This is a genomic window from Telmatobacter bradus (assembly GCF_048629425.1).
GTDB lineage: Bacteria > Acidobacteriota > Terriglobia > Terriglobales > Acidobacteriaceae > Telmatobacter > Telmatobacter bradus.
Genome location: NZ_CP184532.1, coordinates 1,791,784 through 1,811,022, shown reverse-complemented (window position 1 = coordinate 1,811,022; position 19,239 = coordinate 1,791,784). Strand labels below are relative to the sequence as shown.

At 58.1% G+C, this 19,239-nt stretch carries 19 protein-coding genes and 1 other RNA gene; 9 read left to right on the top strand and 11 right to left on the bottom strand.

Annotation, left to right across the window (positions count from 1 at the left end):
* Window positions 1–366: 366 nt before the first annotated feature.
* The 7 genes from ACOBR2_RS07790 to rimO form a co-directional block, all read right to left on the bottom strand.
* Window positions 367–1,620 carry a competence/damage-inducible protein A gene (locus ACOBR2_RS07790; RefSeq protein ID WP_420239458.1) on the bottom strand — a complete coding sequence of 418 codons (1,254 nt, stop codon included), beginning with the start codon at window positions 1,618–1,620 and terminating at the stop codon, window positions 367–369.
* Between the two features lie 25 nt (window positions 1,621–1,645).
* Complete coding sequence (locus ACOBR2_RS07785) at window positions 1,646–2,698, bottom strand: SMP-30/gluconolactonase/LRE family protein (RefSeq protein WP_420239457.1); 1,053 nt, start codon at window positions 2,696–2,698, stop codon at window positions 1,646–1,648.
* Window positions 2,699–2,723: 25 nt separating this feature from the next.
* Window positions 2,724–3,233, bottom strand: a complete 510-nt coding sequence (locus ACOBR2_RS07780; RefSeq protein ID WP_420239456.1) for a phosphatidylglycerophosphatase A — start codon at window positions 3,231–3,233, stop codon at window positions 2,724–2,726.
* On the bottom strand, window positions 3,223–3,453 hold the full coding sequence (locus ACOBR2_RS07775) for a DNA gyrase inhibitor YacG (protein WP_420239455.1): 231 nt from the start codon (window positions 3,451–3,453) through the stop codon (window positions 3,223–3,225). Before ACOBR2_RS07775 ends, ACOBR2_RS07780 begins: the two co-directional genes overlap by 11 nt.
* Before the next feature lie 42 nt (window positions 3,454–3,495).
* Window positions 3,496–4,077 (bottom strand): hypothetical protein, encoded by a 582-nt coding sequence (locus tag ACOBR2_RS07770; RefSeq protein WP_420239454.1) that lies wholly within the window; start codon window positions 4,075–4,077, stop codon window positions 3,496–3,498.
* Window positions 4,074–5,345 carry an AAA family ATPase gene (locus ACOBR2_RS07765; RefSeq protein ID WP_420239453.1) on the bottom strand — a complete coding sequence of 424 codons (1,272 nt, stop codon included), beginning with the start codon at window positions 5,343–5,345 and terminating at the stop codon, window positions 4,074–4,076. The genes ACOBR2_RS07770 and ACOBR2_RS07765 overlap by 4 nt, the downstream gene beginning before the upstream one ends.
* Before the next feature lie 106 nt (window positions 5,346–5,451).
* Window positions 5,452–6,888: a 30S ribosomal protein S12 methylthiotransferase RimO gene (gene rimO / locus ACOBR2_RS07760; protein ID WP_420239991.1), complete on the bottom strand. Its 1,437-nt coding sequence runs from the start codon at window positions 6,886–6,888 to the stop codon at window positions 5,452–5,454.
* 174 nt (window positions 6,889–7,062) lie between these two features.
* Here rimO and ACOBR2_RS07755 point away from each other — a divergent pair, with 174 nt between their 5' ends.
* From ACOBR2_RS07755 to ACOBR2_RS07740, 4 genes are all read left to right on the top strand, one after another.
* On the top strand, window positions 7,063–7,308 hold the full coding sequence (locus ACOBR2_RS07755) for a type II toxin-antitoxin system Phd/YefM family antitoxin (RefSeq protein WP_420239452.1): 246 nt from the start codon (window positions 7,063–7,065) through the stop codon (window positions 7,306–7,308).
* Entirely contained in the window at window positions 7,305–7,718 is a 414-nt protein-coding gene (locus ACOBR2_RS07750) for a type II toxin-antitoxin system VapC family toxin (RefSeq protein ID WP_420239451.1), read from the top strand. Before ACOBR2_RS07755 ends, ACOBR2_RS07750 begins: the two co-directional genes overlap by 4 nt.
* A 57-nt stretch (window positions 7,719–7,775) precedes the next feature.
* An RNA gene (gene ffs / locus ACOBR2_RS07745) (signal recognition particle sRNA small type) lies at window positions 7,776–7,873 on the top strand.
* A gap of 169 nt (window positions 7,874–8,042) precedes the next feature.
* Window positions 8,043–9,059 carry a beta-ketoacyl-ACP synthase III gene (locus ACOBR2_RS07740; protein ID WP_420239450.1) on the top strand — a complete coding sequence of 339 codons (1,017 nt, stop codon included), beginning with the start codon at window positions 8,043–8,045 and terminating at the stop codon, window positions 9,057–9,059.
* A 91-nt stretch (window positions 9,060–9,150) separates the two neighbouring features.
* Here ACOBR2_RS07740 and ACOBR2_RS07735 read toward each other — a convergent pair whose 3' ends face one another.
* Window positions 9,151–10,824 carry a DUF6600 domain-containing protein gene (locus tag ACOBR2_RS07735; RefSeq protein WP_420239449.1) on the bottom strand — a complete coding sequence of 558 codons (1,674 nt, stop codon included), beginning with the start codon at window positions 10,822–10,824 and terminating at the stop codon, window positions 9,151–9,153.
* A gap of 105 nt (window positions 10,825–10,929) precedes the next feature.
* Window positions 10,930–11,427, bottom strand: coding sequence for a crossover junction endodeoxyribonuclease RuvC (ruvC, locus tag ACOBR2_RS07730; RefSeq protein WP_420239448.1), 498 nt, complete (start codon window positions 11,425–11,427; stop codon window positions 10,930–10,932).
* Window positions 11,428–11,607: 180 nt separating this feature from the next.
* Here ruvC and ACOBR2_RS07725 point away from each other — a divergent pair, with 180 nt between their 5' ends.
* Together ACOBR2_RS07725 and ACOBR2_RS07720 are read left to right on the top strand one after the other, a co-directional pair.
* Window positions 11,608–12,072 carry a DUF2062 domain-containing protein gene (locus ACOBR2_RS07725; RefSeq protein ID WP_420239447.1) on the top strand — a complete coding sequence of 155 codons (465 nt, stop codon included), beginning with the start codon at window positions 11,608–11,610 and terminating at the stop codon, window positions 12,070–12,072.
* Between the two features lie 282 nt (window positions 12,073–12,354).
* Window positions 12,355–13,752 (top strand): IS1182 family transposase, encoded by a 1,398-nt coding sequence (locus ACOBR2_RS07720; RefSeq protein ID WP_420236173.1) that lies wholly within the window; start codon window positions 12,355–12,357, stop codon window positions 13,750–13,752.
* A 148-nt stretch (window positions 13,753–13,900) separates the two neighbouring features.
* Here the strand turns inward: ACOBR2_RS07720 and ACOBR2_RS07715 are convergent, their stop codons facing one another.
* Complete coding sequence (locus ACOBR2_RS07715; protein ID WP_420239446.1) at window positions 13,901–15,046, bottom strand: DUF6976 family protein; 1,146 nt, start codon at window positions 15,044–15,046, stop codon at window positions 13,901–13,903.
* A gap of 333 nt (window positions 15,047–15,379) precedes the next feature.
* Window positions 15,380–16,303 (bottom strand): S1/P1 nuclease, encoded by a 924-nt coding sequence (locus tag ACOBR2_RS07710; protein WP_420239445.1) that lies wholly within the window; start codon window positions 16,301–16,303, stop codon window positions 15,380–15,382.
* A gap of 197 nt (window positions 16,304–16,500) precedes the next feature.
* Between ACOBR2_RS07710 and ACOBR2_RS07705 the strand changes: the two genes are divergently transcribed.
* From ACOBR2_RS07705 to ACOBR2_RS07695, 3 genes are all read left to right on the top strand, one after another.
* Complete coding sequence (locus ACOBR2_RS07705) at window positions 16,501–17,901, top strand: ATP-binding protein (protein WP_420239444.1); 1,401 nt, start codon at window positions 16,501–16,503, stop codon at window positions 17,899–17,901.
* Between the two features lie 336 nt (window positions 17,902–18,237).
* Entirely contained in the window at window positions 18,238–18,612 is a 375-nt protein-coding gene (locus ACOBR2_RS07700; RefSeq protein ID WP_420239443.1) for a response regulator, read from the top strand.
* Between the two features lie 109 nt (window positions 18,613–18,721).
* Window positions 18,722–19,099 carry an Hpt domain-containing protein gene (locus tag ACOBR2_RS07695; protein ID WP_420239442.1) on the top strand — a complete coding sequence of 126 codons (378 nt, stop codon included), beginning with the start codon at window positions 18,722–18,724 and terminating at the stop codon, window positions 19,097–19,099.
* The last annotated feature ends 140 nt before the right edge of the window (window positions 19,100–19,239 follow it).

Sequence of the window (19,239 nt, the reverse complement as noted above, 5' to 3'; positions counted from 1 at the left end):
TCGAATCTAGTCAGACTGAAGACTCATGGTGAGCACCAGTCCCGAACGCACCAGACCAAGGCGCGTTCCACCGTCTCCACAGCCCCCGACGCCGGAACCTCGAACCGGCGAAAGAAAGCCGGGGTGGAGAAGCACAGTATAGGCCAAAGCTGGTCAAGTGAAAAACAGGAGAATCTTTCTTCTCACCTGCCAAGCCACACCAGCGCACTACAAAGCGGGAAAATCCCCCTTCCCGAACCCCTTCCTCTGAACGCACCGCAAAAGAACAGGCCCAGCTTTACGCCGGGCCTGTTCTTTTGCGGCAGAGGACTGTCTCTCCGCAATTCACATATTTTTCTTTGATTTCCGCAGAACCTGCGACGACATTCAGCCCATCTGTACCAAACGGCGGCGGATCAGGTCGAGCGCCTGCTGCGACGTCCACTCCCGCACCCGCTGCCGGTCGCCACGGAAGGTTTTTTCCATGACTTCAGTTTTATTCTGGTCAGACAGCGCAATGTAAACAAGACCCACCGGCTTGGTTTCGGTGCCGCCCGTAGGTCCAGCAATGCCGGTTACGCCCAGCCCCAGCGTTGCGCCAGTGCGGGCGCAAATGCCCTCGGCCATCGCCGCAGCCACCTCGGGCGAAACCGCGCCATAGGCGGCAATCAGCTCCGCCGGCACAGCGGCAAAGCTGGTCTTCAAGGCGTCGGAGTAGACCACGGCTCCCCCCAGAAAGGAGCGCGAAGCCCCCGGAATCGCGCTGATGCGTTCGGCAATCATGCCCCCCGTGCAGCTTTCGGCCACGGCCAGCGTAGCCTGCCGGAAGCCCAGGAAGTAAAGCACAATCTGTTCGAGCGAATCGCCCTCCGAGGAGTACAGCCACTCATCGAGCGCCTCTTCCAGTTTGCTCGTCAGCTCATCCACCCGCTGCCGCGCCTCACTGCCGTCGGCCTTGGCACACTCCATGGTCAACTGAATGTCGCCTGCGTGGGCCAGAATCGTCGTCTCCACATCGGCGTACTGCGTGTAGATAGGTGCCAGCAACTTGTCGGCCTGTGATTCGGGAATCATGGCGGCACGCAGGGTACGCTTGGCAATCGAGCGAGTGGGCACGGAAGCCTTCAGGCGCGGCAGGCACTCGGCGTCAAAGAGCGGCTTGCACTCATGCGGCGGCCCGGGCAACAGCGCGATCAGCTTGCGGTAGTCCTTGTAAATCACGTCCAGCCACTGGCCTACGGCGCTGCCGTTGGGGTTCGGCAGCACCACTGCGCCCTCAATCACGTCGGCCTGCTTCAGGTTGTTTTCCGGCAGCGGTATCCGCCAGGTGGTCGCGCGTATCTTCAGCGCCTCAATCAGTCCAGGATCGCGCTGCATGGTCAAATCCAGCGCCTCAGACACGGCCTCCCGCGTCAGATCGTCCTCGGTGGGCCCCAGTCCGCCCATGATCATCAGCACATCCACACGGCCGAGCGCGATGCGGATGGCATTCACCAGATCCTTGCGCCGGTCGCCGACGATCGTCTTGAAGTGTACCGTCACGCCAATCGAGTTCAGCTTGTCAGTCAGATACAGTGAGTTGGTGTCCTGACGGTGGGGAGTCAACATCTCGGAACCGATGGCGATGATCTCGGATTTCATTCTTTCTATTTCCCTCTTGCCTAGCTTAAAACAAACGCAGCCCTTCCACGCCCAGGTCCACCGCGTACACAGCTTCACTAGTGCTCAGGATGGTGGTGCCCAGCGGAGAAAAAGCCACGCCCACCAGATTGTTGCCGGCCAGCACCAGTTCGGCTTCATGCTGCGGAGAGATGCGCACCAGACCGCGCCGCCCGTGCAGGCAAGCAGCCACATACACACTGCCATCGTCGGCCAGCGCCAACCCCTGCGGACGCCCCAGGCCACGGAACCACGCATAGGCGTCGCCATTCGGTTCCACCGCCCAGATCGACTCATTGGAACTGAGCGATGGCGCAGTCACAAAGAGCGTGCCCTGTGCATTCACCGCCATGTGATAGGCCGCGGGCGATGGCGGCAAGGTGGCATGTACAAAGATCTGTCGTTTGCTGTCGATCTTGAAGACGGTTCCGCTGCGGTCGCCCACGTAGAGGTTGCCGTCGGCGTCAAAGCATGCGCCGGTGGCCGTGCCCATGCCTTCCACGTAGGTTTCGTACTCGCCGCCCGCATCCACGCGGTAGACGGTTCCCTCGGCCCGCGAGGTCACGTACAGCTCACCCTCGGGTGAAAAGGCCAGCCCCGTCGCGTTCAGAATGCCTTCCACAAACGTCGCACCCTGACCGCCCGGGCTGACGCGCACCACTGAAACCGGCGTCAGCTTGCCACGGGAACCCGAGATGGTGGCATAAACATTGCCCGACGGACCGACCGCCGGACTGGTCACCGGATGCAAACCATCGGAGAGCATCCGCGCCACACGCAGCGGCACCGCATTCGATGCTCCGCCCTGGCCGTGGACCAGCACCAGCCCCGTCTCCGCCGCCTCTGGCACCCGAAAGGCCAGCCGGGAAGCGCGGCTCATGGTCACATGCGCCCCCTTGCCGTCCACCAGCACTTCAGGCGGACCCACATCGTTCGGCCCCAGGGACGCACCCTTCAGCTCCACCTCGCCGCCCACCATTGCCGCCGCGGGCCACACATCGTCGATGCGCGGCGCGGGCGCTGCCGTTGTTTCCGGATTATCTTTGTTTTCAGCCATCATCGTGTTGGATGCTCAACCCTAGCTTTTAGAACCACAACCGTGCAAGCGATCCTATGGCCAAAGCATACAACCCCGCCGCCACATCGTCGAAGATCACGCCCCAACCCTCGGGCAACTCTTCAAACTTGCGAATCGGCCACGGCTTCGTGATGTCGAAAAGACGGAAGAGAAACAGCGCCAGCAGGCCGTGCTTCCAGTCAAAAGGGCACCAGAGCAGGGCAATCCACTGGCCGGCCACTTCGTCCACCACCACAAAGCTGGGATCTTCCGAACCCGCCTCGCGCGCGGCAATAGTAGAAGCCGGCACGCCCAGCACGATGCTCAGCACAATGCCGATGGCAAGCGCAACCAGCAGCGCCATGGCCGAAGGGTGCGCAAAATAGGCGTAGAGCGCCCAAAGCAGCATCGCCGCCACCGAGCCCCATGTGCCCGGCCCCGGCTTGCCACAGCCTGCGCCAAAAAAGGTGGAAACAAGAAAGGCCCAGGTCGTCTTCACATCGCGCCAGGTGGCCTTCTTGTTGGTGTTATGACTCATATTCCTGCGTCCTTTGCGTGGTTCCCGCGCCGCCCAGGTCTTCCAGCACCTCCGGGTCGAGCACCGGCGAGCTGATCTTGTACACACCCATCGCCCACTTGCCCAAGTCGATCTTGCGGCAACGGTCTGAGCAGAACGGAAAATCCTCGTCCGAGATCTGCACCAACATGCCACAGCTCGGGCAGTGCAACACCTTCTTCGATTTTTTCTTCGTAGCCATTGTTTGCCTTCAAAGTCCCCTTTTCAGTCACGCCTACAAACTTTATTTATGCTTTTTGGATTCCTTCTTCACGGCCTCTGCAATCAATGGCGCTACGCGTTGTAAACCCTGCAAAGTCAACTCTCCACTTTCGTACATTGCATACCAGGACCGACGCCATCGGATGACCTGCGCACCATTTTCAAGCTTTAACCGCTTGAGGGTATATTTCGCTCTCTTGCGAAAATCTTCCGGGACAGCCTCCGTTACGCGCATTTGCAAAGATGGGAGCAGTATTTCAAACCACCCTTGCTCCACCTCGTAGGGATCTAAAATCGAGTCATCCGCATTTTGCTTACAGGAGTTCATCTCTCCGGAGGCAAATCGGTAGTTATCCCATACGTAAACCAGATCTCGATGCGTATTGCAACTCAAATAATGATCGACGGTCCCATCATTGGACACGTACATCGCTGCATAGGCACAAAGATCATCAAATCCTTTTTTTAACTCGGACTTAACCTTATTCCAATGCGCAGGCGGCCTACTTTTTGAGCTGCGATTCCTGCTGAGCCATGCACTTCCTGGAATACCGACCTCGCGTTCAAACACAACAGGCTTCTTAACCTTTTGCACTGGAATCATTTTTTCTCTCCAGTGCCCCGCTTAGGCATCCTCGTTCGAATTACCCATCGTGGCCAAAAAGGATCACTTGCAGGCAACAATCGTCTAAGCGCCTTGTCAATCTCCGTCTTGCTCCTGAGCCCCGCTTGGATAGGTCTTTCTCCGCGCATCAAAGCATCTGCAGCTTCAATCGCCTTTTCTGCCTCTACCGAACGAGCTTGTTCCAGACCAAAGGTTTGAGAGGTCAGCCAGCTCGTGGCATCGCCCTGCGTGGCCCACCCTCCTTGCTCAATAGCAACCGTTCCACTGGCATTGACCGTCAGGTGAATGAGATCATCCAACTCTGCATCAAAAACAGGCTCGATAGACGCTGCTACGAGAGGCGAGTGCGTGGCGATCATCATTTGAGGAAACTGAGTTTTTTTACTGGTTCCGCGCAGTACATCCAAAGCCTCCATCAGGCTGGGAATCACTGTACGCTGCCAACGGGGATGTAGATGGGTCTCCGGTTCATCAAAGAGCAGCACCATTCGCTCCTCTGGAGCTTTGCCAAGCAACTCTGCAGCTGCGCGATGTTCATACCAAGCCCACACCAGGAAGTACACAAGGGCCAAAATGCGACGCACCCCCGCAGAAGCCAACGCCACAGGGATCGTCTGCGACCCGAGCATTAGAGTCGGACGCTCTCGCCCTTCCCCTAGAAACAGCCTTTGGGGCGGTCCGGCTCGAAGCTGTTCCTGGGGCGGAGACAATACCTTCAGAACCGCTTCAAGTGCATTGAATTGCTTCTTTTTCCCCCCCTGCCAGTTTACCCAATCCCTTTCCAGCCCCTCGCAAACGCGTTTGCCATCTATGTCTAGACCGTCCCAGACATCTTTCGCATCAAAATGATATGCAGACGGCCGTCCAGGATCATTGCGCCAATAATTCCGTGCCGGATCCCATACAGAAAAACCTCCATCGATTCGGATATAAATAACAATGCCCGGCATGTTGGGCCTGGAAGGTGGAATGTGCCAAGACTGATCTGCACGGCGAAAAGGTGCAATAACAGGAGGAGATTTCTTGGTCTTTCCTTGAATGCAATACTCAATGACCGGCTTTTTGAATTTGGAGTCGGGCAAGGCTGCTGGCCCTGCCCATGTTCTTGTAAGTGCCCACCAGGCAATATCCAGCAAAAAGCTTTTGCCCAGGCCATTATCCCCAGCAATCAGATTAATTCGTTTCGCCCAATCCACTCTCAGTTCGGGCGCGAGTCCGACCTGTTCCAGCTTCATATACTCCAACATGATGTGAGGCTCCTGTCGTGGGGCTTACTATAACTTACAATTTTAGAGCTACTTTCCAGTTTCTGAGAGAACAAAAGATCGCTTTTGTTCTCTCCATCACGCTTTACTATTCCAGAATCCTAGCCACCAGATCATACTCATGCGCTTCGGTGATTTCGGCCCGGTAGAAGCGGCCCGGCTCCAGTGCTTCCAGATCGCCAAAGTCGTTGATGTAGACCTTGCCGTCGATCTCGGGGGCATGGAACTGGGTGCGGCCTTCCCACAGCAGCTCGGTTTCTTCGCTGGGGCCTTCCACCAGCAGCAGAACTTCTCGGCCCACCCACTGCTGCTTGGCCTTCTTCGAAATTTTCTGCTGCAGCTTCATCACCCGCTTGCGCCGCGCCTCAATCGAGCGCTTGGGCACCTTCAGCTCCAGCGCAAAGGCACCGCTGCCCTCTTCGTCGGAGTAGTTAAAGACGCCCAGCCAATCAAATTGCGCGTCGGTGATGAACTGCTCCAAAATCTCCAGATCTTCGACCGATTCACCGGGAAAGCCCACAATAAAGCTCGTGCGCAGCACCACGCCGGGGATGATTTTGCGGGCCTTTTTGAGCATCTTCAGGAAGATGTCGGGCGAGCCGCCACGCTTCATGCGCTTCAGCACCTCGGGAGCCGCATGCTGCAACGGCACATCCAGATATTTGCAGATGTTTTCGTGCTTGGCGATCGTCTCCAGCAGCTTGGTCGTCACGCGGTTGGGGTAGGCGTAGAGGAAGCGCAGCCAGCGCAAGCCCTCGATCTGCGCTACTTCATCGAGCAGCATGGCCAAGCCGTCCTTCAGCCCCAGATCCTCGCCGTAGCAGGTCGTATCCTGCCCGATCAGGGTAATTTCACGCACGCCCTGCGCCACCAGTTGCCGCGCCTCGGCCAGAACACTCTCCGGACGGCGCGAGCGGAAGCGACCACGCAGGTTGGGAATCACGCAGAAGGTGCAGGGATGATCGCAACCCTCGGCAATTTTGATGTAGGCCGAGGTGCGGCCGGTGGCCAGCAGACGGGGCGTAGTTTCGTCGTAAAGGTAGGTGGGCAACTCGTGGGTTGCGCCGTCCCAGTCATCGCGCTTGAAGCGGCCCTGCTTTTCGCGGACGAGGCCCTCTGCGCGGCCCGGCACTGGCTCATGCCCATGCTTATGCGTGCCGGACTGCGATTCCACACTGGCCTGCACCACCGCCGAGGCGTCTCCGCCCAGAATGTTGAAGGGCGAGGCCGGCTTCGGCTGCACACCGCAGGCGGCCAGAATCGACTCCAGCTCACCGGTGCCCACCACCGCGTCCACCTCGGGAATGCTCTTCATGATCTCGTCGCGATAGCGTTCCACCAGGCAGCCAGCCACGATCAGTTTTTTGGCGCGGCCCTCGGTCTTGTGGCGCGCCATCTCCAGAATCGTGTCAATCGACTCCTGCTTGGCCGTATCGATGAACGAACAGGTGTTAACGACTAGCACCTCAGCCTCTTCCGGCCGGGTAATCAGCCGCGCACCAGCCGAGTCGAGCATGCCCATCATCACCTCGGAATCAACGAGGTTCTTCGGACAGCCCAGAGAAACGAAACCCACCGTGGGGTTCTGCTTGGGGGAAGACTTTTTCACTCTCTTATTTTACCGGGAAGTTGATTTCCTGCCTTAAGAAGTACAGAACAGGATCAAACTAGCTTAAGCTAGCTTATATCAGGAGGCATCATGCGCACCGTCGGAGCTTTTGAAGCCAAAAACACCTTCGGCACCCTACTTGACTGGGTGGAACAAGGCGAAGAAGTGCTGGTAACGCGCCATGGTCGCCCCGTGGCCCGGCTTATCCCCAACGATTCCGCTCCCAGCCATGCCCTAGCCCGTGCCGCAGCCGGACGCATACTGGCACGCGCCCGCACTGCTGGTGGCTTTGACTGGGCCGCACTCAAGGCCGACCGTGACGGGGACCGTCCATGAGTCTCGTTCTTGACAGTTCCATGGCCTTGGCATGGGTCTATAGCGAAGAGACAACTGCTACCGCACACGACGTCTTCGAAGGCATTCTTACCCGTGGCGCATGGGTTCCCGCGCTCTGGCGACTGGAAGTGGCCAACGTACTGGAGATGGGCGTGCGCCGTGGCCGAACCACGGCAGAGTTTCGTGACGCAACCCTGGCCGATCTGGCTCTGCTCAATATTCGTACCGACGGTGAAACCGATGCGCAGGCCTGGACTGCTACGCTCCAGCTTGCCACCCGCCACAGACTCACACTCTACGATGCTGCCTATCTGGAACTTGCGCTACGTCGCGGACTGTCGCTGGCCACGCTTGATGCGGAATTACGCACTGCAGCCAAGGCAGAGGGCGTAACTCTCCTGGGGTTATGACTTTTCCTCAGCCACCCATTCGACAAGCAACCCGAAGCTGATGTTAAAATCAAGAAGTGCCGGGTCCTACGCGACGTAATCCCGCCAACCCCGCCAGGTCCGGAAGGAAGCAACGGTAACGGGCTAGTACGGGCGCAGTAGGTCACCCGGTACTAATCATTGAAAGGCGCCTTCGAGGCGCTTTTTTGTTTTTCTGCGCTTTTTTTGCTGTCTTCACACCGCGCGTTCGCGCTCCCCGCCCCAACGTTTTATGATTGCCCTCGTGGGTCTTTTTCTTGGTTTGGTCGCGTGCCAGCAAGGGGAAGACATTTAAGGAGATCTGCATTGAGTCTGACCGTTCGTCCCATTGTGGGCACCCGCGCCAAAATCACGGCGCTTGGCACCTATGTTCCGCCGCAAGTGCTGACCAACCAGGATCTGGAAAAGCTGGTTGAAACCAACGATCAGTGGATCGTGGAACGTACCGGCATCAAGACCCGCCACATTCTGGAAAAGGGCAAGGGCGTCAGCGACATGTGCACCGAGGCGGCCAAAAAAGTGATCGCCCAGCGCGGCATTCAGCCAAGCGAGATCGAGTGCATCATTGTGGGCACGGTTACGCCCGACATGATGTTCCCCTCCACCGCCTGCCTGGTGCAGAACAAGATTGGTGCAGTCGGAGCTTGGGGCTTTGACGTTTCCGGTGGCTGCTCCGGCTTTGTGTATGCCCTGCAGGCCGGCGTGAAGATGATTGAGAGCGGCGCGCACAAAAAGGTGCTGGTTTGCGGCGGCGACGCCAACTCCCGCATGACCGACTACACCGACCGCACCACCTGCGTGCTCTTTGGCGACGGTTGCGGCGCGGTGCTTCTGGAACCCGCCGAAGGGGACGAGATCGGCTTTATCGACTTTGTGCACGAAGTGGACGGCGCAGGCGGCGTAAGCCTGAACCTGAAGGCCGGCGGCAGCCTGAATCCGGCCAGCCACGAGACCATCGACAAGCACATGCACTACATCTATCAGGACGGCCCGGCTGTATATAAGTTCGCCGTCCGCAAGATGGCTGAAGCCACCACCCGCCTGCTGGAGCGCAACAACGTGACCGGCGCTGATCTGGGTTGCTTCATTCCCCATCAGGCCAACAAGCGCATCATCACGGCCACGGCGGACCGCCTGGGCATGCCGGAAGATCGCGTGATCATCAACATTGAAAAGTACGGAAACACCTCGGCAGGAACCATTCCGCTAGCCATGGAAACCGCCGTCGAACAAGGCAAGCTGAAAAAGGGCGATCTGGTCCTGCTGGCAGCCGTAGGCGCTGGCTTCTCAGTCGGAGCTACCCTGCTGCGCTGGGAGATTTAAGTACCAGCCTCTAGCTCCAAGCTCCAAGTACATCTGAGCTGGAAGCTGGAAGCTAAAAAGAAAAACGCGGCGAGTTCATCGCCGCGTTTTTCTATTTGCGTGTGGTGGACGGACTGACTCCGCTGCTGCCTCCACTGCTGGGGCGTGAGCCTTCTCTACCATTGCCGCTGGAGTGCGATGGCCCGGCTTCTCCACCGCCGCTGTTGCTGACATGCGGCCCACTCTGGCGCTCGCTGTTTCCACCCTCCGCATGCGGCGGCTGAGCTCTCTGCCAGGAACCACGCCCCGGTTGGCCTGGAACCGTTGTACCCGGCGGCAAGATTGAGCCCTGCGACACACGCGGCATATAGCCTAACCTAGCTGCCCGATTCTGCGTCTGATTCGGCATGCCCTCAGACTTCATGCGCACGTTATCGCCATAGCGGGTCACACCGCTGGATCGAGGCTCTCCAACTCCGCCGGTCGGGCGCGACTGATTGCCGGCAACGCCTACCGACAGGCTTCTTTCTCCTCCAAAAGTTCCATGGGCAACAGGTTCTGGCCGCAGCGCCTGCAACCTCGCGCCCCCCACCGTCACCACCTGACGCCGCGCCAGTGGAGGCTGCTCAACATACGCTGAATCCGCCCGGAGCAGATTCTGCCTGCCCACCATGGAGTTGCCTACATTCGTTCTGTCTACAAGGATCGATTTAGGCCGGGGTTTGCCCGGTAGACGGGGGCCAGGCAGCGGACGCCGCACCGGCACAAAGTCTCGCGGCACATTGCCAATCCGCACCGAGGCAAAGCTGCGCATTCCCCAGCCGAAGCCGCAACCAAGAGCCGGTGACCACCCCCAGCCGAAGCTGTCGTAATAGTTCCAGTTGCCGCACATGTAGGGAAGAAAGCCCCAGCTCTCGCAGGAAACCCAGATGTAGCCCCACTGCGGCGTCCACAGCCAGCGGCCGCAGCCGTAGGGCTGCCAGTCCGGATCAGCGGCCACGATGGGCGACCACACGTAGCCCTGCCCGGGAAGATCGAACCAGCTACCGTAGGCGTCCAGATCGCTCCAGGCAGGGCTAGGCGCATCGCTGCTCTCATAGCCATTGGCCACCTGCGTCTGATTGTCCATCTGACCATTCAGGGCCAGATCGCGATCGCTGTTCCATCCATCCCAGGAGTCAGGATCAATCGTCGGAGCAAGAAAATAGTGGCCCAGATCGGTTTTATTCATCACGACGCTCTCGCCGGCCTCCACTTCAAGGTTGTATTTATCGCCATACGCCAGTTGCGCTGCGCCAGAAAACACGGCCAGCTCTCCCGGCGGCGCATCCATGCGGATGCGCAAGACTGTAAAACCCTGTGGAATCACCTGACTTGTACCAAAGTGCACGCAGCTCTGGTCGTTCTGCAACTCAAAGTAAGCCAGACCGCGCCCCAGCACCAGATCCGCTCCGCTCGGCCCCTTCAAAGACGCCAGCAGCAGTGTGCTGTTGGGCGCAATGCGCGCGATGCTGCCATCTTCCAGTTGAACCTCGGCCTGCCCATCCTCGCCGGTTCTAATTTCAGTGCCTTCTGTCATCGGCAGGTTGGCGATTGCGTGGTCCAGCACGGTCTGGCCATCCTCCAGAACCTGCACCGCGCCCATCACCTGACTTAACCGAGCAGCCGGGGCCCCCAACACCACACCGCTCGCCCGCAGCAGCGCCGGACCGAAGAGCAGCAGGAACGCCGCCAGCCACGCCAGCCCGCGTCCAGAACCTCTGCCTGCTTCCGCTCTTCTCTTCATTGATTCATTCCTTCCCTGCTTCTGCCCCAGGCCTTTCCTGCGGCACGGCTGCCTATCCTGCATCACCCCTGACAGACGCCGGAAAGTTGCTGGCCATGCAAAGAATCAACGTTTTTGCGCCAGTTCAGTCTGTGCCGTGTGTATATGACAGATGGCAATAGCTAATGCATCGGCAACATCGGCCGGTTCCGGTAGTTCGCTCAGCCCCAACAACCGCGCCACCATGAACTGAACCTGCTCTTTTTTGGCTAGTCCGTAGCCCACCACGCTGGATTTGATCTTGAGTGGCGCATATTCAGCCACCGGCAGCTTCTGGCAGGCGGCCGCCAGCAGAGCCACGCCGCGCACCTGCCCCAACTTCAGCGCTGACTTGGCATTGACCGAATAAAACACCTCTTCAATGGCCACCGTATCCGGCTGCCAACGCGCCATCTGCTCGCTAAGTTCAAGAAAAACCTGCTCCAACCGTACCGGCAGCGACTTTTTCTTGCTCAGCAAGATGGCCCCCTTCGCCAGACAAACGAGCCCACGACGGCTCTCATCGCTTTCCACCACCCCAAAGCCGGTAATTTCCGTACCACAATCTACACCAAAGATTCGCATTGCGTCTCAGTGTACCGCATGGGGAAATATAGGCAGAATCAAGCAATAGCGCGCCTTAGCAGCCAGAACTTTGCACATGGAGTTCTCTTGCCTGTTACGATTTCGCAGGAAAAATTCATCGCCACGCAACCAGAGAATTTGGTTTCACGCCATAATGGTGGTGAAAGCAGGTTTCCCCCCATGACACGCGCCTCGATGATGCAGAAGATTCGCCCCTGGCTTCTTCAGGGAATCTCTCCCCGCCGCCTGGCCCTTACGCTGGCACTGGGCGGGGCAGTCGGCTGCATTCCCCTGGTGGGCCTTCCCACGATGCTTTGCGCCGGGCTGGCGCTGGCGCTGGGGCTGAATCAGCCTGCCATTCAGGCCGCCAACTATGCGGCCATGCCTGCCCAACTGCTGCTGGTGGTTCCCTTTGTCCGGCTGGGCGGCGTGCTCTTTTCGCGCTCACACCATGCTACGGCTTCCGCCTCGGCCCTGCTGCACGGCTCGCCCTTCACCATCGCCACCCAAATGGGCGGTATAGCCCTGCAAGCGCTGCTGGCCTGGCTGGTCTTTGCCATTCCCGCCGTCGTACTGTTGACCCTGTGCCTGACGCCCATGCTGCGCCGCATTCCCGTGGTCGCGGCCCAGGAATCGGCCAGCTAGAGCTTTGACTGTTTGAATTTGTACCCACTCTGGGTGCCCCAGGTCCCGCTTTTGGGACCTGGGAAAGCACGAACCAAGGTACAACTTAATGCGGTCTATAGCGGTTCTCCAATTGCTGTACACCGAAGCCACTGCCGCTGAGTGGCTTTTTCCTCAAGAAAAAGGCACCCTGCACAGTCTGACAGGGGCTACACATATTGGAGAACCGCTCTAGGAGTCTGTCGCCCATAGAATTGCCCGAGGTCCTGGTCCAGACCAGGCCCAGCAGATTACGATTTTGTTATGGGCCAGAACTTCCTTCCAGACACGGTCAACCAGACGCTTCTGTTTCCACCCAGCCTTCACGACTGGCTACCTGACGGCCATTTGGCTCGTTTTGTCGTGGATGTGGTTTCGGCATTGGATCTTGAATCGATCTATGCTTCGTATCGCGAGAAGGATGGTCGCGGCCAGTCGGCTTATGCTCCGGAGATGATGGTTCGCCTTCTTTTGTACGGTTATGCCACGGGCGTTTACAGCTCACGCAGGCTTGAGAAGCATACCTGGGAAGACGTGGCATTTCGCTATCTTTCCGGCGACCAGCATCCGGACCACGCCACGCTGGCCGAGTTTCGCAAACGGCATCTGGCTGCGCTGTCCGAACTGTTCACGCAGGCCTTGTTGCTGTGCGCAAAAGCCGGTCTGGTTAAGCTGGGTCATGTGTCGATCGATGGAACAAAGATCAGGGCGAACGCCAGCAAGCACAAGGCGATGAGCTACCAGCGCATGACCGAGAGCGAGGCGCGCCTGAAGCAGGAAATCAACGCTCTGTTGGCTGCTGCGGAAAAAGCGGATGCCGACGAGGACGCGCAGTACGGCAAGGATCGGAACGGCGAAGAACTTCCCGACGAGTTACAGCGACGCGAGAGCCGGTTGCAGAAGATTCGCGAAGCGAAGCAGGCACTCGAAGACGAGGCCCGCGAGAAGGCTGAGCAGAAACTTGCTGAAGCAGAAAAGAAACAGGCTGACGAGGAAGAAGATCGTCGCGCGGGCAAAAAGAAACGTGGTCGCAAGTCGAATCCCCCTGATCCGGACAAGGCAAAACCCGCAGACAAGGATCAGCGCAACTTCACGGATCCGGAGAGCCGCATCATGCCGGATGGCGCCAATAAAGGCAGCTTTTTACAGGCTTATAATGCGCAGATCGCGGTCGATTCCATCGCGCAGGTAATCGTGGCCGCCGCGGTTACGCAGGAGACGAACGACAAAAAACAATTACTGCCGATGGTGGCACAGATCGAAAAGAATCTTGCCCAAAAGCCCGAGAAAGTCAGCGCTGATACCGGCTACTTCAGCGAAGCAAATGTGACCGACGCAACGGTAGCTGAAATCGACTTATACATCGCCACAGGCCGCGACAAACATAGTGATCCAACGGAGATAGCCTGTGGTGAAGCCCCGTCAGATGCAACGGCACGAGAACAAATGCAACATAAGTTGAAGACCGAGGCCGGACGCGCAGTCTACAAAAGACGCAAGGCGATCGTGGAACCGGTCTTTGGACAAATCAAGGAGTGCCGCGGTTTTCGTCGCTTCAGCATGCGCGGCAAACAGAATGTGAGCGGAGAGTGGAGGCTGGTGTGCGCGGTCAGCAATCTGTTGAAGCTCTTTCGCTCCGGATGGGCACTGCAAAACGCGTAAAAACAACGAAAGATCAGAATCCGAATCAGAGTCGCGCCTCAAAGATACGGTGCGGTAGAGAAAAACTGACAGCAACAGACAAATCCAGTACTGCGCAGCCAGGCCGACATCTCCTGCAAAAATCGCAAACGCTATGAGCGACAGACTCCTAGCTGGCATAGCTTTCAAACGTCAGATAAACCATGGTCTGATTCAACAGCATATTGGCAATTTCACCAAAGGTGATGGGACCAACCACGTTGCCTGTATGTTTGCCTTCCAGTCCACCATACATGTAGTTCAAAATGCAGTTGCAGGTGAAGTAAGCTTGTGCCTTGCCAGAAGAAAGTTCTCTTTTAAATGCGGCTTCGTAGTCCTCCACCGGGGCAGCCACTTTGTACTCCACGCCCGGGAAAACAGGCGCATAAAAAGAAACGATTCCCTGCTCCTCATCGACATTCTGGAAGCTGACATTCACTCTGGTTCCCCCATATTCGGCAACCAGGGGCAGCTTGGTATCAATCTGTTTCTCTTTCACATAAGCGGCAAAATTCTTCTTTTCCCCATTCACCAGACAATCGGTAGCGGTAAAGCCTTCCTCGAGAAAGAGAATCGGATCACCTGCCCCGCGTTGAAAGATGTTCAGGATGTTTGCCTTGGCCACGATGGTTTCGGGAAGTTCCACATGCATGGCAACGGCATCTTCCGCGGAGGATTTACCGGTACTTCCATCAAAAACCTTGGGCTGGATCCTGCCCAAATCCGTCAGATTGACACCCGCAATCCAACCGATGAGCGGCTGACCAAGGATGCCTGGTATGTGCGCGCAATTCCGCGCAAACTGTTGATGAATATTTGTCCCGGCAGGAAGAATCAGACGCGTAAAGCCATTGCGTTTATAACCGTCTGGAATCTTTTCCAGATCGTCGATTGAGTAGAAGCGAGTTTCCGCGCCGGTAACAAATTCAGGCAGAGGAGCCACTCCAATTTTGGCGTTGGTGCATAGGCCTCCCTCTTCACTCATGAAGTAGGGAATCGTTCCACCAATCCATTGACCACGCGGTAAGGCTGCGAGCAGGCTTTCATCTCCAGCCACAAAGAGCCGCTTGCCGCTCAGGATCAATGCGGATGCTTCTTCGAGCGTAACGATGTATTTCATCTCTCTGTGCCTTTCTCGGCCGATAGCATTTTCGGAATTGCTGTAGACCGAAAGCTGGCGTCTACGTGTATTCCAAAAATGCTCTATAGCAAAATCAGGGATGCTGTGCCCGCAAGCCACAGCTCCAAAGTTGCCGTGACCACCAGGGAACGGCAACCTTGCACCATTTTTCTGGGGCTACCTTTCCTGATTTTGCTCTAAAGTGGCCCGATGCCGCTTCTCACGTCAAGTGCCCCACTCTTCCTCCAAAGAAGCTGTGGAACTCCCTCCTTGCCCGCTCTTAACAGCAAGGAGGACGGTATAGACGAGTCTTCGAGATCATACTGTTTTCTCACCCCCCCTTGTCACGATCAAACTGTGCCAAGCAGGAAGCATCCTGTACCTGGAAAATCAACATCGGCGTGGCTGCCCCACCGCAAAATACATTCCCCTCCACGCAGAGAGCCCCACGAAGATCGTAGGGCTTTTCTGTTGTCCCATGAAGGAAAATCACTTCCCAGCATAGGGATTGTCGACCGGCTTGGCGCTGTCGAGCCAGGCCGTATAAACCATGTCCCGCAGCATGCTGGCGCCAGCGGCCAGACGCTCGGCGGTGAAAGCCCGCGACTCCGGCGTGCCTGCATTCACAAAGCCGCCCGCCTTCTCCAACTGGTAGACCTTCTCGACGTAAGTGTTGGTCGTGCGCAGGTAAGCCACGTACTGGTCAAAGATGTCGCCCGCAACCGGCTTGAGCGGGGTCATCTTGGCCTGCACCTCGGAAGGCTTGATGTTGGCGCCCACAAACGGGCCTTCAAACTGCCAGTGAATCTTGTGCTCCGTGGTGTAGCCGTGGGGATTCGGTCCGGTCCATCCGTTGTACTGGATGCTGGTGTGCAGCGGCTGCGAAGCATCGCCCACATAATGCCCCAGCCAGCCCACGTAAAACAGAATCGCCTGCTCCACCGGCTTGGTGTCGGCATGCTGGGCTGAGAGCACGCGGTACTCACGCAGGGAGGACTTCAGCCGCTCCCAGACTTCGGTGGCCTGCCAGGGCTGCAGGCCGATCTTCTCCGGACGCTGACCAGCGGCAAAGACCTTGGCCTCAAAATCCAGACGCTTGCGCGGCAACGGCCCCAGCGCATCAGCCAGTTCCATGTCGATGAAGTGCTCGGGAGCCTGCGCCGCCACCAGTTCCGGCTCGCTCGGCGAACGCCAGCGATCCGGCTCGGGCCCCAGATACTCAATCTCGTTCAGTGCCTGTTCGGTATGCAGAAAGGCCGGCACATCCGCCGGCAGCGTGGCCGCACCCAGGCGGTTGATCATTCTGTGCCCTTCGTTCCCCCAGGCATGCGCTGCAACCGGGGCCAGGGCAAGAGCAAGCGCCGCAACTCCAGCGGCAGAAACAGAACGGAAAAAAGCAAGGGAAATTCGCATGGGTTCAGTATAAGACGGAAGCCGTACCTTAGATACGGTTCCGATCGGCTGGATCTTCTGCCGTATTCCCAACACCAACGCCTTCCCCCGTACCTTTGTGGATACGGCACGGAGACAGGAGTCCCATCCGCAGGCTTATACTACCTGCAAACTCGCGACACTCCCCCGCAACAATCCCTGCAAGAGAAGGCCGTGGCATGAACGATTCACGGTTGCGCAAACGCAAAGGCGCACGCAGCAAAGCAAGCTTCACTGGACGGCACAGCCACCAGCTGATTTTTTCCGCTGTAGTTTTGGTCGTGTGCGCCATCGCGCTGGCCGCACGCATGGTCTTTGGCCCGGACGCTGACACCCTGCTGATCGCCGCCACGGGATTGGCCATCCTGGGAATAAGCCTGCATCTGACGCGATACGCCGACCTGCGCAATGAGACGTTCCACTCCGCATCCAATGAGTTCTACAAGCTGCTGCTCAACTCCGCCGCGCCCGCCATTCTGGCCATCAATGAAAAAGGAAATGTTTTTTACGTCAACGAGGCAGCCGAACACATGCTCGGCTACTCCGCCGTAGAACTGATGGGACCATGGGGTGAGCCCGAGTTGCTCTCCGTGGAAGAAGGCCAGCGCATTGTTGCCGAGATGGAAGAGATCTGCGGCCATCCGCCCGGAGAATTCACCGGAGCACTGCGCCGCGCTCAGGCCTACCTGAACTGTGTTCGCACCCTGCCCCCCAGCCAGTTGCCTGCATTTATCGTCCACCTGCGATGCAAGGACGGCGCAAGAATCAGGGCAGAGCTACGCATCTCCGCCATACGCGATGAAGACGGCTCGGCACGCGGCTTGATGGCCACATCCACACCCCTGAAGCCGAACCCATCCCCGGCCGAAACATCGGGGGAAGTTTCCGATCTGAAGAAGAGCAGCGCCATGGTGGCTACCGTCAGCCACGAGCTGCGCACGCCACTCACCAGCATTCACGGCGCTCTCGGGCTTTTGTCCAGCGGCATGCTCGGCCCACTCAGCGAAAAGGCCACAAAGCTGCTGCTCATTGCCCTCAACAACTCCGAACGCCTGCTGCGCATCATCAACGACATTCTCGACCTGGAACGCATGCAGAACGGCCGCGAACCGCTCGACTTCCGCCCCATGCAGTTGGAAGATCTGGTTCGTCAGGCTATCGACGGCATTACCCCGGTAGCCGACAGCGTCCACGTCCGGCTCCTTTCGGAATGCCCGCCGGTCCAGCTTGTCGCTGACCCCGACCGCCTCCTGCAAGTGCTCACCAACCTGCTCTCCAACGCCGTCAAATTCTCGCCAGAAAACGGTGTTGTAACCATACGCGCCGCCGCCGGCCCGGAAGAGGTCCAAATCTCTGTTCTCGATGAAGGCCGTGGTATTCCCACCGACAAACTGGAGAGTATTTTCGACCGCTTCCAGCAGGTGGAAAGCACCGATGCCCGCCAAAAAGGCGGCAGCGGACTCGGCCTTACCATCTGCCGCACCATCGTCGTGCAGCATGGCGGCCGCATCTGGGCCGAGCGCAATGCCGGGCACGGTTCCTGTCTTCACCTCTCGCTTCCGCTTCAACCCGCTCCCTAGCATTTACAAAACAGCAGAACACTTCCGGCTAGAGCAAAATCAGGGATGCTGTACCAGCAAGCCACAGGTCAAAAGTTGCCGTGACCCTCAGGGAACGGCAACCTTGCACGATTTTTCTGGAGCGACCTTTCCTGATGTTGCTCTAGCGCCTGATTTTTTCCTCACGGCTACAAACCAAAGTACCCCTCCTTTTATGAGCGGTCGACTCCGGGTTGAGCCGTCTTTTCAAGTCATGCCTCGGAGAGAGATTCCTCTGTTTTTCTCTGCTCTGAGCGAATAGAATCGTTACAAATTTCTGACGCCGGCTACTTTCCGGCGCTGAACCGGGAGGTTCCCGTGCCCCGCAAAGTTCTGATCATCGACGATGAGGAAGACATTCGCGAAGTGGCCGCACTCAGCCTGGAAAGCATTGCGGGCTGGGAGGTCTACACCGCCGGAAGCGGCCATAAAGGCATTGATACCGCCCTTACAGAACAACCGGACGCCATCCTGCTCGATGTGATGATGCCGGGAATGGACGGTCCAGCCACCTTCCGCGCACTGCAAAACAACCCGGCCACAGCCAGCATTCCCGTCCTGCTGCTCACCGCCAAGGTTCAAACCAGCGACCGGCAGCGCTTTGCCGGTTTGGGAGTGCGCGCCGTGCTCTCCAAGCCCTTTGACCCCATGACGCTCTCCACCCAGATCGCCACCGTGCTCGGCTGGAAATAAGGCTACGCTCTCCGCTCTCCGCCGGGCAACGCCAGTAATTTTACTCTGGCCTTTCTCCGCCCCGCCCGACTGCGGTAGCATGTTACACGATTCGCATTGGGCCAACACTATGAACACAGCCACACATCCCGGTTTCTCCTCCGCGCTCAACCAACTCTGGATCAAATTTCTGCCCCAGATCCAGGAACGGCTTGAGTCGCTTGAGACTTCCGCGCAGGCCTGCGCCCAGAACCGGCTCAGCTACCGCCAGTGCCAGCAGGCCCACGATGCAGCCCACAAGCTGGCCGGTTCTCTCGGCACCTTCGGCCTGACCCGCGGCACCGTTCTGGCCCACGATCTGGAGATACTTTTTTCCGCCTTCGATCCGCCCATCGCCGATGACGCCGAGCAGCTCGCCAAGCTGGTTGCCGAATTGCGCGCGCTTATCGAGAGCCACTGGGCACAAGCAGCAGCATTTCCGCATTTGCCCAGTGCAACACACGGGTAAAAAACCTTCGTACGGCCGCCTGGTCAAAAAGAGGAAAGCCTGCTGCATTCTGCCGCGAGGCACATGCAAATGGCCGCCTGTGCGTTACGAATCACCGCATCCAATAGAAGATTTCTTGCGTTTGCTGCGGACTGAAAGCC

What these genes read in the sequence shown, in the direction of transcription:
- rimO (WP_420239991.1), bottom strand. Translation starts at nt 6,888, where the DNA reads ATGATGGGCATGCTCGACTCGGCTGGTGCGCGGCTGATTACCCGGCCG.
- ACOBR2_RS07720 (WP_420236173.1), top strand. Translation starts at nt 12,355, where the DNA reads ATGGGCCAGAACTTCCTTCCAGACACGGTCAACCAGACGCTTCTGTTT.
- ACOBR2_RS07770 (WP_420239454.1), bottom strand. Translation starts at nt 4,077, where the DNA reads ATGATTCCAGTGCAAAAGGTTAAGAAGCCTGTTGTGTTTGAACGCGAG.
- ACOBR2_RS07695 (WP_420239442.1), top strand. Translation starts at nt 18,722, where the DNA reads ATGAACACAGCCACACATCCCGGTTTCTCCTCCGCGCTCAACCAACTC.
- ACOBR2_RS07710 (WP_420239445.1), bottom strand. Translation starts at nt 16,303, where the DNA reads ATGCGAATTTCCCTTGCTTTTTTCCGTTCTGTTTCTGCCGCTGGAGTT.
- ACOBR2_RS07725 (WP_420239447.1), top strand. Translation starts at nt 11,608, where the DNA reads ATGACACGCGCCTCGATGATGCAGAAGATTCGCCCCTGGCTTCTTCAG.
- ACOBR2_RS07755 (WP_420239452.1), top strand. Translation starts at nt 7,063, where the DNA reads ATGCGCACCGTCGGAGCTTTTGAAGCCAAAAACACCTTCGGCACCCTA.
- ACOBR2_RS07775 (WP_420239455.1), bottom strand. Translation starts at nt 3,453, where the DNA reads ATGGCTACGAAGAAAAAATCGAAGAAGGTGTTGCACTGCCCGAGCTGT.
- ACOBR2_RS07735 (WP_420239449.1), bottom strand. Translation starts at nt 10,824, where the DNA reads ATGAAGAGAAGAGCGGAAGCAGGCAGAGGTTCTGGACGCGGGCTGGCG.
- ACOBR2_RS07765 (WP_420239453.1), bottom strand. Translation starts at nt 5,345, where the DNA reads ATGTTGGAGTATATGAAGCTGGAACAGGTCGGACTCGCGCCCGAACTG.
- ACOBR2_RS07780 (WP_420239456.1), bottom strand. Translation starts at nt 3,233, where the DNA reads ATGAGTCATAACACCAACAAGAAGGCCACCTGGCGCGATGTGAAGACG.
- ACOBR2_RS07750 (WP_420239451.1), top strand. Translation starts at nt 7,305, where the DNA reads ATGAGTCTCGTTCTTGACAGTTCCATGGCCTTGGCATGGGTCTATAGC.
- ACOBR2_RS07790 (WP_420239458.1), bottom strand. Translation starts at nt 1,620, where the DNA reads ATGAAATCCGAGATCATCGCCATCGGTTCCGAGATGTTGACTCCCCAC.
- ACOBR2_RS07705 (WP_420239444.1), top strand. Translation starts at nt 16,501, where the DNA reads ATGAACGATTCACGGTTGCGCAAACGCAAAGGCGCACGCAGCAAAGCA.
- ACOBR2_RS07785 (WP_420239457.1), bottom strand. Translation starts at nt 2,698, where the DNA reads ATGATGGCTGAAAACAAAGATAATCCGGAAACAACGGCAGCGCCCGCG.
- ruvC (WP_420239448.1), bottom strand. Translation starts at nt 11,427, where the DNA reads ATGCGAATCTTTGGTGTAGATTGTGGTACGGAAATTACCGGCTTTGGG.